The 14911-nt window shown below is 65.7% G+C and carries 15 protein-coding genes; 11 read left to right on the top strand and 4 right to left on the bottom strand.

Annotated features, from left to right (window positions below):
* The first annotated feature begins 21 nt into the window (after positions 1 to 21).
* Complete coding sequence (locus NLM33_RS28315) at positions 22 to 1326, top strand: HlyC/CorC family transporter (protein WP_254100975.1); 1305 nt, start codon at positions 22 to 24, stop codon at positions 1324 to 1326.
* A gap of 198 nt (positions 1327 to 1524) precedes the next feature.
* On the opposite strand, the gene NLM33_RS28310 is transcribed toward NLM33_RS28315, so the two are convergent.
* Positions 1525 to 1794, bottom strand: coding sequence for a BolA family transcriptional regulator (locus tag NLM33_RS28310; protein ID WP_254100973.1), 270 nt, complete (start codon positions 1792 to 1794; stop codon positions 1525 to 1527).
* Positions 1795 to 1914: 120 nt separating this feature from the next.
* On the opposite strand from NLM33_RS28310, the gene NLM33_RS28305 reads away from it, so the two are divergent.
* Complete coding sequence (locus tag NLM33_RS28305; protein ID WP_254100971.1) at positions 1915 to 2550, top strand: J domain-containing protein; 636 nt, start codon at positions 1915 to 1917, stop codon at positions 2548 to 2550.
* Between the two features lie 218 nt (positions 2551 to 2768).
* On the opposite strand, the gene NLM33_RS28300 is transcribed toward NLM33_RS28305, so the two are convergent.
* Positions 2769 to 3863: a citrate synthase/methylcitrate synthase gene (locus tag NLM33_RS28300; RefSeq protein ID WP_254100969.1), complete on the bottom strand. Its 1095-nt coding sequence runs from the start codon at positions 3861 to 3863 to the stop codon at positions 2769 to 2771.
* A gap of 73 nt (positions 3864 to 3936) precedes the next feature.
* Here NLM33_RS28300 and NLM33_RS28295 point away from each other — a divergent pair, with 73 nt between their 5' ends.
* Entirely contained in the window at positions 3937 to 5166 is a 1230-nt protein-coding gene (locus tag NLM33_RS28295; RefSeq protein ID WP_254100966.1) for a citrate synthase family protein, read from the top strand.
* Between the two features lie 149 nt (positions 5167 to 5315).
* On the opposite strand, the gene NLM33_RS28290 is transcribed toward NLM33_RS28295, so the two are convergent.
* On the bottom strand, positions 5316 to 5975 hold the full coding sequence (locus NLM33_RS28290) for a DedA family protein (protein WP_254100964.1): 660 nt from the start codon (positions 5973 to 5975) through the stop codon (positions 5316 to 5318).
* Positions 5976 to 6312: 337 nt separating this feature from the next.
* Between NLM33_RS28290 and cobS the strand changes: the two genes are divergently transcribed.
* From cobS to NLM33_RS28250, 8 genes are all read left to right on the top strand, one after another.
* The gene (gene cobS, locus NLM33_RS28285; protein WP_371930141.1) at positions 6313 to 7269 is read left to right on the top strand and encodes a cobaltochelatase subunit CobS; all 957 of its coding nucleotides are present in this window, start codon (positions 6313 to 6315) and stop codon (positions 7267 to 7269) included.
* 17 nt (positions 7270 to 7286) lie between these two features.
* Positions 7287 to 7697: a GNAT family N-acetyltransferase gene (locus NLM33_RS28280; protein ID WP_254100960.1), complete on the top strand. Its 411-nt coding sequence runs from the start codon at positions 7287 to 7289 to the stop codon at positions 7695 to 7697.
* Positions 7694 to 9598, top strand: a complete 1905-nt coding sequence (gene cobT / locus NLM33_RS28275) for a cobaltochelatase subunit CobT (RefSeq protein WP_254100958.1) — start codon at positions 7694 to 7696, stop codon at positions 9596 to 9598. Before NLM33_RS28280 ends, cobT begins: the two co-directional genes overlap by 4 nt.
* Positions 9595 to 10698, top strand: coding sequence for an esterase-like activity of phytase family protein (locus NLM33_RS28270; protein WP_254100956.1), 1104 nt, complete (start codon positions 9595 to 9597; stop codon positions 10696 to 10698). The genes cobT and NLM33_RS28270 overlap by 4 nt, the downstream gene beginning before the upstream one ends.
* A gap of 85 nt (positions 10699 to 10783) precedes the next feature.
* Entirely contained in the window at positions 10784 to 11476 is a 693-nt protein-coding gene (locus NLM33_RS28265) for a hypothetical protein (protein ID WP_254100954.1), read from the top strand.
* A 177-nt stretch (positions 11477 to 11653) separates the two neighbouring features.
* Entirely contained in the window at positions 11654 to 12766 is a 1113-nt protein-coding gene (locus NLM33_RS28260) for an NADH:flavin oxidoreductase/NADH oxidase (RefSeq protein WP_254100952.1), read from the top strand.
* Between the two features lie 311 nt (positions 12767 to 13077).
* Positions 13078 to 14019, top strand: coding sequence for a transposase (locus NLM33_RS28255; RefSeq protein ID WP_254098909.1), 942 nt, complete (start codon positions 13078 to 13080; stop codon positions 14017 to 14019).
* 166 nt (positions 14020 to 14185) lie between these two features.
* Entirely contained in the window at positions 14186 to 14593 is a 408-nt protein-coding gene (locus NLM33_RS28250; protein ID WP_254100950.1) for a hypothetical protein, read from the top strand.
* 14 nt (positions 14594 to 14607) lie between these two features.
* Here NLM33_RS28250 and NLM33_RS28245 read toward each other — a convergent pair whose 3' ends face one another.
* The gene (locus tag NLM33_RS28245; RefSeq protein WP_254100948.1) at positions 14608 to 14856 is read right to left on the bottom strand and encodes a PilZ domain-containing protein; all 249 of its coding nucleotides are present in this window, start codon (positions 14854 to 14856) and stop codon (positions 14608 to 14610) included.
* Positions 14857 to 14911: the final 55 nt, after the last annotated feature.

Raw genomic sequence — 14911 nt, 5'->3', positions numbered from 1 at the left:
ACTGACATCGGCGGTTGGGTCATGGACTGGCTCGGATTCTCCATCGTCGTCTTCTGCCTCTTGGTCTCGGCGTTCTTCGCCGCGAGCGAGACCGCGCTGACCGGCGCCTCGCGCGCCAGCATGCTGCGGCTGTCCAGGCAGGGTCATCGCGAGGCCGACGTCGTGTCGCGGTTGCTCGACATGCGCGAGCGGCTGATCGGCGCGCTGCTGCTCGGCAACAACATCGCCAATATCGGGGCCTCGGCGATCGCGACCGGTATCTTCACCAACTGGTTCGGCGAGGTCGGCGTGCTCTATGCGACCGGCGTGATGACGGCGCTGGTCGTGATCTTCGCGGAAGTTTTGCCAAAAACCATCGCCATCAACGCGCCCGACCGTGTCGCGCTCGCCGTGGCGCGGCCGATGCGGCTGACGATGTACGTGCTCGGGCCGTTGCTGACGGTGGTGGAAGTCATCGTGCGCCTGTTGATGCGGCTGTTTGGCCTTGCCGGCGAGCACCAGGCGATCCTGTCGCCGACCGAGCGCCTGCGCGGCGCGGTCGATCTCTTGCACCATGAAGGCAAGGTCGAGAAGCAGGACCGCGACATGCTCGGCGGCCTCCTGGACCTGCGGGAGCTTCAGGTCTCCGACGTCATGATCCATCGCACCGAGATGATGATGATCAACGCCGACCTGCCGCCGGAGGATCTGGTGCGCGAGGTGCTGGCGACCGAATACACCCGCATCCCGCTGTGGCGCGACAAGCCCGAAAACATCATCGGCGTGCTGCACGCCAAGGACCTGTTGCGCGCCATTCGCGCCTCCGAAGGCGACACCTCGCGCATCGACGCCTCGACCATCGCGCTGCCGCCCTGGTTCGTGCCGGAGATGCGCACCGTCTCCGAGCAGCTTAAGGCGTTCCGCCGCCGCAAGACCCATTTCGCGCTCGTCGTCGACGAGTACGGCGAAGTTGAAGGTCTTGTGACGCTGGAAGACATTCTGGAAGAGATCGTCGGCGATATCTCCGACGAGCACGACGTCGTGGTGGCGGGCGTGCGCGCCCAGCCTGACGGCTCGGTCGTGGTCGACGGCTCGGTGCCGATCCGCGATCTCAACCGCGCCATGGACTGGCGCCTGCCTGATGGAGAGGCGACGACGGTTGCCGGCCTCGTCATTCACGAGGCCCGTTCGATCCCGGACCGCGGCCAGAGTTTTACGTTCCACGGCTTCCGCTTCCGCGTGCTGCGCCGCGAGCGCAACCGCATCACCGCACTCCGTATTTCACCGGTGCCGCGCGAGGCGGAGGTGGAGGAGGCCAAGCCGAGGCGGGCCGGGACGTCGTTTTGAGTGCTTACCCTCCCCTGGAGGGGGAGGGTCGATCGCGCGTAGCGCGAGCGGGGTGGGGTGATCTCTCAACACGGGCGGTGTTCGACGCGGAGAGACCGTCACCCCACCCCGCTGCGCATTGCGCTTCGCTTCATGCGCAGCGACCCACGAGCGAGCTACGCTCGTCTCGGACCCCTCCAGGGGAGGGTGAAGAAGCAATCAACCTTCCCCCGGCGCCTGCGCGTGGATGGCGAGGGCGTGCACGCCACCGGAGAGTTCCGCGGCCAGCGTCGAATTAATCATGCGGTGACGCTCGACCCGGCTCTTCCCTTTGAAGGCATCAGACACGATATAAACGCGGAAATGCGTCTCGCCGCCCGCCCGGTGGCCCGCATGGCCTTCATGCAAATGTGATTCATCGACCACTTGCAGGCTGTCCGGCGAGAAAGCTTCGCGCAACTTGTTGCTGATAGTGTCTTGTGTAGCCATGTCGTTGCCTGTCGTGTGAGCCATTAAGTCGCGCGATCGCGTTACTTTAGTTCCCGTGCTTCTACGCCATTCGCAATGTCAAGACTTGAAGGTTTTTGCATTGCGTAGTCAAAGTTAGTCATGCCGATCGATTCATCAAAATTCTTCGACTCCATCCGCGTCAAGCCGAGGGGTGCGAAGCCAGAAGCCAAGCCGCGCGAGACCGTGGTCGCTTGCGAATGGACCGGCTGCCAGAACAAGGGCAGCCATCGCGCGCCGAAGGGCCGCGAAAATTCGCGCGAGTATTGGCACTTCTGCCTGGATCACGTGCGCGAGTACAACCAGAATTACAATTTCTTCTCCGGCATGAATGCCGATGCCGTCGCGCGCTACCAGAAGGATGCGCTCACCGGCCACCGTCCGACCTGGAAGATGGGCGCCAATGGCGGCGTCAAGAAGGGGGCGGAAGCCGAGATCGATGGCGCCTTCGATCCGTTCAGCATGTTCAGCGAGATCAACGGCCGCGCCAACTGGCGGCGCGGGCCGGAGGCCCAGCCCAAGGCTGAAACACGCAAGGTGATGAACGCCGAGCGCAAGGCGCTTCAGGTCATGGGGCTCGGCCCCGACGCCACGCTCGCCGACGTCAAGACCAAGTACAAGGCGCTGGTGAAGCAGCACCACCCGGATGCGAACGGCGGTGACCGTTCCACCGAAGACCGCCTGATCGAGATCATCAAGGCGTATAATTATCTGAAGACGGTGGTGAGGGAGGCGTAGGCCTCCTCTTGTCGTAGCTGCCGCCGCATTCTCTGGCGTCGTCCCGGACAAGCGTAGCGCAGATCCGGGACCCATACCCCCAGGGAGTATTTGGCGAAGACTCGTGGTTACCAGTCTCGCGCCACGACCACTCCCTGGGGTTATGGGTCCCGGCCTTCGCCGGGACGACGGCGGAGTGAATGGCTCCGCCGTCGTGCTCCTACGGAACGTTAATCGCCTCACTCCTTCGGCATCGCCCCAACATACGACGAGCTCGGTCGGATCAGCCGTCCTGTCCGGCGATGCTCGAGCGCATGTGCGGTCCAGCCTGCGGCGCGCGCCACGGCGAAGATCGGCGTGAAGGCCTGTCGCGGGATCGCGAGGGCATCGAGCAGGATCGCGGTGAAGAACTCGACATTGGTCTCCAGCGGACGATCCGGGTTCTTCTTGCGCAGCGCGGCGCGGATATAGGCCTCGACCTCGCCGGCAAACGGCAGGTCGGCGCCGTCGGCGGCAAGCCGCTCGATCGCGGCCTTCAGCACGTCGGCGCGCGGATCGCGCACGCGATAGACGCGATGGCCAAAACCCATCAGCCGTTCGCCGCGCTTAAGTGCTGCATCGACCCATGGCTGGATACGTTCGCGCGAGCCGATCGCATCCAACATCTCCAGCACCGGCTCCGGCGCGCCGCCATGCAGCGGTCCGGTCAGCGCGCAATAGCCGGCGGTGACGGCGGCGAAGAGATCGGCTTGTGTGGAAGCCACCACGCGCGTGGCGAAGGTCGATGCGTTCATGCCGTGATCGCAGACGGTGACGAGATAGGCGTCGAGCGCAGCGACCTCGCGCGGCTCGGGCGCGGCGCCACGCAGCATTTTCAGCGTGTCGGCGGCGTGGCTCGCATTCGTATCCGGCGCGACCGGATCGAGGCCTTTTGCGCGCCGCACCAGCGCGCCGGCAATCACCGGAAAGGCGCCGACAATGGTCGCCTCGTGCTCCAGCCCGTTCTCGGCGCGCAAGCCAGCGACCGCCGCGCGAAACCCGTCGACGATGCCCATGCCGCGGGTTGCCGGCAAAAGATCCGGCAGCCGCGCAAAGGCGCGTTCGCGTGCAAGCCCGAGGCTCGCCCGCACATTGGCTTCGTTGAGCGTGCTGTGACTCGCCCCGTTCCAGAGCCTTGCGGTGACGCCCTCGAAGCTCGACTGGCTTGCCAGCGTGCCGACATGCTCGCCGGCGATGATCAACGCGCCGCGCTCGCCGTCGACATGGCTGAGCACGGTTTCGGCGGCGGGAACCCCGTCCAGCCCGATCTGGCTTTTGGTGAGGTGGATGTTCATGACCTGTCTCCTTTCATCAGGAGAAAGGTCAGGCCTCTCGACAGATTGATCAATCTTGATTACATAAATCAATATGAAAAATTCCGAGGAGCTCTACCTCTCCGCCCGCGAAGCCGCGGCCGAGCTCGCGATCTCGCCGGCGACCCTCTATGCCTATGTCAGCCGCGGTCTGATCCGCTCCGAGCCGACGGCGGATTCGCGCAAGAACCGCTACCGCGCCGAGGACGTCCGCAGCCTGAAGGAGCGCCGCGCCCCGTCGCCCGAGCCGCGCGGCCTGCGCAGCTTCGACGCCGACCTGCCGGTGATGGATACGGAGATCGCGACCATCACCGAGGAGGGCGCGATCTATCGCGGGGTGAACTGCGTCGATCTTGCCGAGCGGGACACGCTGGAGCATGCCGCGACGCTGCTCTGGGACGTCTCCGGCGTCGATCCCTTTGCATCGGACAATTGCCCCCACGTCTCCGGCGAGATGCGTGCGATCGCGGAGGCCGCACGCCGCGCCGCGCCGATCGACCGCGCCATCGCGGTGCTGGCGCTTGCCGCGAGCGCCGATCCCCGCGCCTTCACCCGCGCGCCAGACGGCCGTGCGATGGTCGGAGCCCGCATCGTCCGGCTGCTGGTTGCGACCATGCTCAATGCCGAGTCCTCGGCCGCGCCGCTGCACCAGCAGATCGCCGACGCCTGGGCACCCGGCAACAAGCATGCCGCCGATCTCATCCGCCGCGCGCTGGTGCTGCTCGCCGAGCACGAATTGAATGCCTCGACCTTCACCGCGCGCTGCGCCGCCTCGACCGGCCTCAATCTCTATGATGCCGTCATCGCCGGCCTCGCCGCGCTGAAAGGTCCAAAACATGGCGGCGCCGGCGTGCTGGCCTCGCAGCTCGTGAAGACGCTGGTGGATCGCGATGTCGAGCCGATGGTGCGCGAGCGCGTCGCGCTCGGCGAGCATTTTGCCGGCTTCGGCCATGGCGTCTACAAGCGTGGCGATCCGCGCGCGCAGTCGCTGCTCAACGCATTGGCGCGGGCCGGCGCGCCGCGCAAATTCACCCGCGAAGTGCCGGAGCGGATTGCGGAGGCGACCGGCGAGCTCGTCAACATCGACTATGCGCTCGCCGTGCTGGTGCACGCCCTGCGCCTCCCGGCCGGCAGCGAGCTTGCACTGTTCGCGATGGCGCGCAGCGTCGGCTGGATCGCGCATGCCAGCGAGCAGTTGCAGCACGGAAGGTTGATCCGCCCGCGGGCACGCTATGTCGGGCCAGCGCCGGGGCGGAGGATGACGGGCGGGGAAACACGTAGCTAGTCTTGCTGAGTCACTAGATCCTCATGGTGAGGAGCGCGGAACGCGCGTCTCGAACCATGGAGGCCCGGCTCTCGCCCGTGGCCATCCTTCGAGACGCGCGTTCCGCGCTCCTCAGGATGAGGGGTGGAGCGCTTGGTTACGCAACAGAGCTAACCCCCCGGCTTCGCCGGCGCGGCTCCGCTGCCATGCCTCCGGCGGATGGTCCAGATCGCGAGGCCCAGAATGATCGCGACGCCGGTGACGGTGAACATCCAGATGTGCTTGCCGACATGCTCATGGTGCGGCAACCCGGCATATTCATGCAGCGCCGTGATCGCGAGCACGCCGGGCAGCACATGGGCCGGGGCCCAGACCAGGATCGCGGGGATGTTCACAGTGTAGAAGCGCGAAGGCGTCATGCCGAGCGCGCCGGCCGTGACCGGCACGAACGCCCGGATTGGTGGGACAAAGCGGGCGAAGAACACCGCCCAGGTGCCGAAACGGCGGAAGAAGGTCTCGCTCTCCTCGACCACGCGGGGATAGTTGGTCAGGGGCCAGGTGTTGAGGATCTCGCGCTGCTGCTTGTGCCCGATCCAATAGGCCGAGCCGTCACCGAGGACCGCGCCGAAGGCGGCCGCCAGCAGCACCCATTGCAGTTTCAGCTCGCCGCCCGGAACCAGGGCGCTCAGCGCCAGGATGATGGTCGAGCCGGGCACCACCGAGCCCACCACCGGAACGGCTTCCAGCAGCGCCGCCAGGAACAGGGTCAGATAGGCCAGCCACGCATGGGCCGAGACAAACGCGATGAAGGGATCGAGGATGGAAGTCACGTCGTCTCTGTGTCGGGCAGGAGCATTCGGGTTCAGACCTTACATAAGTAGGGCAGGGCGGCCAAAGTGCCAAAGCGGGGGCGAGGCGCTTGGCGAGCACGGAATTTCGGCGTGATTCGCAGGGCAGCCTTCCAAAAATCGCGTTCCTTGCCTATCTAAATGAAAAGACAACGGAACTTTGATTGGGGCGCGGGCTTCTGCCGGCCTCTCGTCTCTGATAGGTTCGCAACTGCACCCAGCCGCAGCCAAAGTGCAAATAACTGGTCTCGGGACCGCCCGGGGCCTCGGAGGATGAATGACGACCGCCGCCCTGTCCAAAGTTGAGGAAGTCAACGGTATGCCCGACATGAAGGTGTCGGTGCGCCAGGTTTTCGGGATCGACAGCGATCTCGAAGTGCCGGCCTATTCCGAAGTCGATCCTCACGTGCCCGAAGTCGATGCCGATTACCGTTTCGACCGCGCCACCACGCTCGCGATCCTCGCAGGCTTCGCCAAGAACCGCCGCGTCATGGTGACGGGCTATCACGGCACCGGCAAATCCACCCATATCGAGCAGGTCGCAGCTAGGCTCAACTGGCCCTGCGTGCGCGTCAACCTCGACAGCCACATCAGCCGTATCGACCTCGTCGGCAAGGACTCGATCGTGGTCAAGGATGGCAAGCAGGTCACCGAATTCCGCGACGGCATCTTGCCCTGGGCGCTTCAGCACAACGTCGCGCTGGTGTTCGACGAATACGACGCCGGCCGCCCGGACGTGATGTTCGTGATCCAGCGCGTGCTGGAGGTCTCCGGCCGCCTGACGTTGCTCGACCAGAACAAGGTGATCAAGCCGCATCCGGCGTTCCGCCTGTTCTCGACCGCGAACACGGTCGGCCTCGGCGACACCTCGGGCCTCTATCACGGCACCCAGCAGATCAACCAGGGCCAGATGGACCGCTGGTCGATCGTCACCACGCTCAACTATCTCGGCCATGACGAGGAAGTCGAGATCGTGCTGGCGAAGGCCAAGCACTATCGCACCCAGGAAGGCCGCGACATCGTCAACAAGATGGTTCGCCTTGCCGATCTCACCCGCAACGCGTTCGCCAATGGCGATCTGTCGACGGTGATGAGCCCGCGCACGGTGATCACCTGGGCCGAGAACGCCGACATCTTCGGCGATATCGGCTTCGCCTTCCGCGTCACCTTCCTCAACAAGTGCGACGAGCTCGAGCGTCCCCTGGTCGCCGAGTTCTACCAGCGCTGCTTCAATGCGGAGCTGCCGGAATCGGCGGTCAACGTGGCGCTCAGCTGATCCATGTAGTTTGAATCATGGCAACCATCACCGTCGAGCGCACCGTTGGGACGACCAAGAAGGCTGTGCTCGCCGGGCTCATTGCCTACAACAATGAGCGGATGGGGAAGCAGAAGTACAAGCGCCTCGCGATTTCCCTGAAAGAGCGCGGCAAGATCGTCGGCGGCATCGTCGGAGGGGTCTGGACGCAGGTTCTGTTCATCCAGCTGTTCTGGATCGAGCAGAAATTCCGCGGCAAGGACCACGGCACCAAGCTGATCGCGGCGATCGAGGACGAGGCGAGAAAGATCGGGGCGACCCGGTCTTATCTCGACACGATGAGTTTCCAGGCGCCGGGCTTCTACCGCGCTAGCGGCTACGAAGAATTCGGCGCCATTGACGGCTATCCGGGCGGCGTGACGCGCCATTGGTTTACGAAGTCGCTATGAGCAGCACATCCAACTCCAAGTTCCGCAACACCAAGGAAGCGCCGACCGAGCCGTTCAAGCGCTCGGTGGCCTCGTGCCTGAAGGCGATCGCCAAGACGCCCGAGCTCGAAATCAGCTTTGCCGCCGAGCGCCCCGGCCTTGCGCCGGGCAAGGCGCGTCTGCCCGAGCCGGCGCGAAAAATGACCAAGCGCGATGCGGCGATCGTGCGCGGCCACGCCGACTCGATCGCGCTGAAGCTTGCCTGTCACGATCCGAAGCTGCATCGCAAGTTGATGCCGGGCAATCCGCAGGCGCGCGGCGTGTTCGAGGCGGTCGAGCAGGCTCGCGTCGAGGCGATCGGCGCGCGCCGCATGGCTGGCGTTGCCAAGAATCTCACCGCGATGCTCGACGACCATTTCCATCGCGGCAAGTTCGACGAGATCACCGACCGCGCCGATGCACCGCTGGCGGATGCGCTCGCGATGCTGGTGCGCGAGCGGTTGACCGGGATGGCGCCGCCCGCGGCGGCCAAGAAGATGGTCGATCTCTGGCGGCCGACGCTGGAGGACAGGATTGGCAGGCGGCTCGACCGGCTCGACGGCCTGGTCGAGAACCAGACCAAATTCGGCGATGCCGTGCATGACCTGCTCTCGGCGCTCGACCTCGGCGACGAGCGCAACGCCGATTCCGACGAGGACGACAATCAGGACGATAACCGCGACGGCGACAACGATCAGGCCGGCGCGGAAGGCTCGCCCGATTCCGACGCCGCGCAGGAGATGAGCGCGGACCAGGCGCAGGCGACCAGCGAGGAGATGAGCGAGAGCGCGATGGAAAGCGCGCAGGCCTCGACCTCCGATACCTTCGACGACGGCGAGCTCGGCGACGACGAGACGCCGGGCGAGGCGACGCGGCCGAATTCGCGCGGGGCCAACGAGCCGCGCGGGCCGGAATATCACGCCTTCGCGCCGAAGTTCGACGAGGTGATCGCCGCCGAGGATCTCTGCGACCATGACGAACTGGAGCGGCTGCGCTCTTACCTCGACAAGCAGCTCGCGCATCTGCAAGGCATCGTCGCGCGGCTTGCCAACCGGCTCCAGCGCCGCCTGATGGCGCAGCAGAACCGCGCCTGGGAGTTCGATCTCGAAGAGGGCATTCTCGATCCCGCACGCCTGTCGCGCGTGGTGACCGATCCCTATCACCCGCTGTCCTTCATGCGCGAGAAGGAAGCGACGTTCCGCGACACCGTGGTGACGCTTCTGCTCGACAATTCCGGCTCGATGCGGGGACGCCCGATCACGGTGGCGGCGACCTGCGCCGACATTCTGGCGCGCACGCTGGAGCGTTGCGGCGTCAAGGTCGAGATTTTGGGCTTCACCACGCGCGCCTGGAAGGGCGGACAATCGCGTGAGGCCTGGCTTGCCGCCGGCAAGCCGGCCAATCCCGGCCGCCTCAACGATCTCCGCCACATCATCTACAAGTCGGCGGACGCGCCGTGGCGCCGTGCGCGGAAAAACCTTGGCCTGATGATGCGCGAGGGGCTGCTCAAGGAGAACATCGACGGCGAGGCGCTCGACTGGGCGCACAAGCGCCTGTTGGGCCGAACCGAGCAGCGCAAGATCCTGATGATGATCTCCGACGGCGCGCCGGTCGACGATTCCACGCTGTCGGTCAATGCCGGCAACTATCTCGAACGCCACCTGCGCCACATCATCGAAGAGATCGAGACGCGCTCGCCGGTGGAGCTGATCGCGATCGGCATCGGCCATGACGTCACGCGCTACTATCGCCGCGCGGTGACGATCGTGGACGCCGAAGAGCTTGGCGGCGCCATCACCGAAAAGCTCGCCGAGCTCTTCAGCGAGACGCACGCAGCGCCCGCGCAACCTGCAAGCCGGCCGCGCCGCAAACTGCATTCGTGACCGCGCGTTTCTCCCGCCGCCAATTTCTCGGCCATGCGGCGGCGGGAGCAGCCAGCGCCGCGCTTTCCGCAAACGCACGTGCCCAGATCGCGACTCAGCCGTCGCCGAAATCTCCGGGCCAAGCCCAGCACACCGTCACCGAGCCGGTCGCCATCGAGGTGAACGCGCGGCCGATTCCTTCGTTCGAGCCCCGCGATCGCGCGCGCACCCGCTTCGGCGCGCTGGAATATCGCAGCGGCTTGGTGCTGACCTCGCCCTTTCGTGGCTTCGGCGGCCTCTCCGGCATCCGCTTCCTCGACGCCCAAGGAGAGCGCAAGAAAGGCGAGCGCTTCATCGCGATCTCCGATCAGGGCGCATGGTTCAGCGGCACCATCCGCTACTCCGGGCGCGACATGGTGGGGCTCGATAACGTCGAGGCCGCGCCGATGCTCAATGCCGAGGGGCGGCCGATCACCGAGAAGCGGCTATGGTACGACACGGAATCGATCGCGCTCGACGGCGCTAACGTTTATGTCGGGCTCGAGCGCGTCAATGCGCTGATGCGCTTCGATTTCTCCAAAGGCTTTACCCGCGCTCGCGGCGAAGTGCTGCCGTTGCCGCCGGCGGCGAAGAAGCTGCCCTACAACAAGGGGCTCGAGGCGCTGGTGTTTGTGCCGAAGGACCTGCAAAAGGGGCAGCCCCTGGCCGGCACGCTGATCGCCTTCTCCGAGCGCGGGCTCGATCGCGACGGCAATCTGATCGCGTTTTTGATCGGCGGCCCGTCGCCCGGCCAGTTCAGCGTGCGCCGCACCGAGAATTTCGACATCAGCGACGCCGTGCTGCTGCCGTCTGGCGAACTTTTGATTTTGGAGCGCAAGTTCTCCTGGTTTACCGGCGTCAACATCCGCATCCGCGCGATCCCCCTGAAATCGATCGCCCCTGGCGCGCTGGTCGACGGTCCCGAGCTTTTCGCCGCCGATCTCGGCCACGAGATCGACAACATGGAAGGCATCGACGCCCATCTCGGTGCGAATGGCGAGACCGTACTGACGCTGGTTTCGGACGATAATTTTTCCTTTCTCCAGCGCACGCTGCTGCTGCAGTTCACGCTGGTGGAGTAGCGCTGTCGTCCCGGGCTCGCGCTTCGCGCGCCCCGGGACGACGGCGGGTGTTGAACGCGCGCTCGCCGTGCCGCGACATATCGTCATGCTCATCCGTCGCGCCATGCTTGCCATTGCTCTCACCCTCACCGCCCTGTCGCCGGCGCATGCCACGGCGGAGCACGACTATGCCAAGGACGAATACGCCGTCGTCGCGGGCGGGAAGGCGCCGAACGGAAAGCTGTCGATCGCCGCGCATGGCAGCGGCGAGGGCGGCCGCGACAAATTCCGCGTCTACCTGATGGCCGAGCCCGGCCACCGCCGGCTCGCAACGCTGGACGACATCAGCGAGAACAACAATCTCGATACCGCACCCGATTCCTATCACGCCGGCTGGTCGCCGGACTCGCATTACGTCGCCGTCTCCTTCCGCAGCGATCGCCACATCCTCACGCTGAACATCTACAGGATCGAGGGCGGCCGCGCGCAGCTGATCGCCACGCCGGACCTGTTCCGCGTCATGACGGGGCACCAGGTCGACCGCAAGACCGACGGCGACATGCGCGCCTTCGGCCCGGGCGTCGAATGGCTGGGCCCGCGCCGCTTTCGCTTTTCCGAGCATCGGCTGTTCGTGATGCAGGACGCAGGCCTCGCCGACAGGCTCGGCGCGTTCTGCAAGTCGAGCAAGATGGATGACGGCCGCTATTCGGTCGAGTTCTCCGCGCGAGCCGAGGTCGAGCTCGTCCGCGGCGACCGCTTTCGCATCGGCAAGCCCGAGCCGGGCGCGTTCTGGGAGTAGGTGGTATGTGTCGTCCTGGCGAAAGCCGGGACGAGGCGGAGGATATGGCCGCGCCTTGCGACCATGCGAGAGCGCAATGCACTCCGCCGCTAGCCGCCATTCCCGCCGCGCGGCTAGCATTCCCCCGCCCGGCCACTACACTTTCCGCCCATCGCCCCTCCATCCGCCGGAACCCGCATGAGCGCCCTGTTTTCCCCGATCGAGCTGCGCGGCCTCACATTGAAGAACCGCGTCATGGTGTCGCCGATGTGCCAGTATTCGGCCGATGACGGCGTCGCCACCGACTGGCATTTCACCCATATCAATTCGCTGTCCCTGTCGGGCGCGTCAATGTTCTGCATCGAGGCGACGCATGTCGAGGCGATCGGCCGCATCACGCCGGGATGCCTCGGGCTCTACAGCGACGCCTGCGAGGCCGCGCTGAAACAGATCCTCGGCGCCGTGCGAAAACATTCTACCGCCGCGGTCGCGATGCAGCTCGCGCATGCCGGCCGCAAGGGCTCGTCCGCGCGGCCCTGGGACGGCGGGCAGCAGCTAGCGGAGGAGCAGGGCGGCTGGCAGACGGTCGCTCCTTCCGCGCTGCCGCACAAGGAGGGCGAGGCGGCCCCTGCCGCGCTCGACCGCGCCGGCATGGTGCGCATCCGCGACGCCTTCGTCGATTGCGCGCGCCGTGCCGACCGGCTCGGCATCGACGCGATCGAGCTGCACGGCGCGCACGGCTATCTCATGCATCAATTCCTCTCGCCGATCTCCAACCGCCGCACCGACGAGTATGGCGGGTCGCTCGACAACCGCATGCGCTTCCCGCTCGAGCTGTTCGACGCCGTGCGCGCGGCGTTTCCGCATGACAAGCCCATCGGCATGCGGGTGTCCTCGACCGACTGGGTCGAGGGCGGCTGGGATCTGCCGCAGACGCTTCGCTTCGTGCGCGAGCTGAAGACGCGCGGCGTCGACTGGATCGATGCCTCCTCCGGCGGCGTATCGCCGCATCAGAAGATTCCGCTCGCCCCTGGCTACCAGGTGCAGTTTGCGGAGGCGATCAGGCGCGAGACCGGCGTGCCGACGATCGCGGTCGGCCTGATCACGGAGGCAAAGCAGGCGGAGGAGCTCGTGGCATCCGGGAAAGCCGACATGGTCGCGCTCGGCCGCGCCATGCTCTACGACCCGCGCTGGGGCTGGCACGCCGCCGCCGAACTCGGCGGTGTCGTCGACGCCCCACCGCAATACTGGCGCTCGCAGCCCGCAACGCAGAAGGCGCTGTTCGGCAAGACGACGTTCGGCGCGCGGTGAGGGGGCGCGATGGCAGCGCCACAATAGCAGCGTCGTCCCGGCGAAGGCCGGGACCCATAACCACCGGGAGAAGTTTGGCGAAGACTCTCAGTTGCGTTGCTAACAGGGCAACTATCACCGCGCGCCACCGATAGATCACGCAGTATGGGTCCCTGTGTCTTTGAAGTCTGTCAGGATGGGTTGGGCGGGAAGCCGTTGGGTCCTTGGCGCTTGACGCCGTGAGCCGGCTCGGCCTCCCGCCCGTTCCATTACCAACCTGAACAGTTGCACGAGGCTGCGGCAACAGACCTCGCATCACAGGGACAGGCACCGTGATCATACCCCTTCGTTACGTCGGAATCGACGTCTCCAAAAAACATCTCGATATCTTTGATGAAGCTGACGGTGTGCCCAGGCGCATCGCCAACGCGGCACAGGCCATCACACAGCAGGTGACGCGTTGGCGATGCGATGCGCTGATCGTCTTCGAGGCCACGGGTACCTATGACCTCGCGCTTCGCGAGGCCCTGGATCAGGCCGGTGTCCGCTTCGCCCGGATCAATCCGGCTCGAGCTCGCGATTTTGCGCGGGCCAGCGGCCAACTTGCCAAAACCGACCCGATCGATGCACGGATGCTGGCGGCCTTTGGCCGGGTCATGCAGCCGGCAACTGAGCAGGCCGCCAATCCCGCCCGCAACGCCTTGTCGAGGCTTGCAAAACGGCGGGATCAGCTGGTTCTCATGCGCGCACAGGAGAAGAACCGGCGCAGCGAGGCTGACGACCGCGCCATGGCCGAACGGATCAGCCGCCTTATCGAGGTTCTCGACGACGAGGTTGCCGAGATCGAAGCCGACATCAAGGCGCTGACCAAGGCCGAGCCGGAGATCGCGGACGATGCAAAGTTGATGCGCTCGCTGCCGGGTGTGGGTCCCGTGGCTTGCATGCAGCTCATCGCGAAGATGCCGGAACTCGGACGTGTTGGTGCAAAACAGATCGCGGCACTCGCGGGCCTTGCCCCCTTCAACGTCGACAGCGGCGCCTTCCGTGGCAAACGCAAGATCGCCGGCGGTCGAAAGCGCGTTCGTGACGCCCTCTACATGGCTGCCCTCAACGCGGTTCGCCGGGCCGATCCGTTCAAGGCCTTCTACGCACGACTGCGACAGGCCGGCAAACCAGCCAAGCTCGCTCTCATTGCCGTCGCCAGGAAGCTCCTAACCGTCCTCAACGCCATGATGCGCGACAGGAAGCCCTACCTGCAGACCGCGCCGACATAACAGTTGCCGGCCTTCGCCGGGACGACAGCAGTATATGTGGTCGCGCTTGCTCCTCCCTCACGCGCGCAGCGCACCACCCCGCATCACCCCTCCGTGACTCTACTAACCTTCCGCCACTCTCGAAATTGGCCTAACCTCGCCGGTGCAACATCCCGCGAGGCCTGCCATGCGCTATGGTGTCCGGAAGTCTGCCCACCTGCTGGAGCGTTGCGGGCTGGCGCTGGCGGGGGCGGCGTGCGGCCTGTTCGTCGGCGCCTATGTCGGATCGGCGATCCCGATGCTGACCACGCAGGGCTTCCTGGTGCTGATGATGTTGCTGGGTGCCGTCGGCTTCTATCTCGGCATCGACACGCCGCAGCTTCCCTTCGACCAGGCGCACGAGCAAATCGACGCCGCGGAATTCCTGAGCTCGGCCGGCACCCTCTGCGCCAGCGTTGCCGCCTTCGTCTCCGTCGCCGTCATCGTGCTGCGCGAGGAGCCGAACATCGTCTGGACCTGGCTCGTCCTCCTCGGCTGGATCGCCGGCGTCGCCATGCAGATCGTCGCGGGCACGAAGGCACGATGGCGGAAGTAGGGGGCAAGCCCCCTCTAAAACACCACGCCCACCTTCGTCCCGCGCTTCCACGCGACGCGGCAGCGCTTGCGTGTGTTGACGTGCAGCAGCTCGAAGCGGTCGGGGATTTTGACCTGGCCGCCGAGATCGACGCAGGCGCCGCCCGGCGAATAGTCGATCAGCGTGCAGTCGATCACCGGCGCCTTCGGGTCCGTGATGATCTTGGCCTGCCGCGACACCAGCCCGCTCGGCTTGACGCGTGTAAATCGGCGCGGATGCTGCATGTCGCTTGTCCTCCTTACGCGAGATGCGTCCTTGCGGGAAAGAGTGGCACAGAGT

The sequence above is a fragment of the Bradyrhizobium sp. CCGUVB1N3 genome, from assembly GCF_024199925.1.
Taxonomy (GTDB): domain Bacteria; phylum Pseudomonadota; class Alphaproteobacteria; order Rhizobiales; family Xanthobacteraceae; genus Bradyrhizobium.
This window is presented reverse-complemented; position numbering and strand designations above follow the sequence as displayed.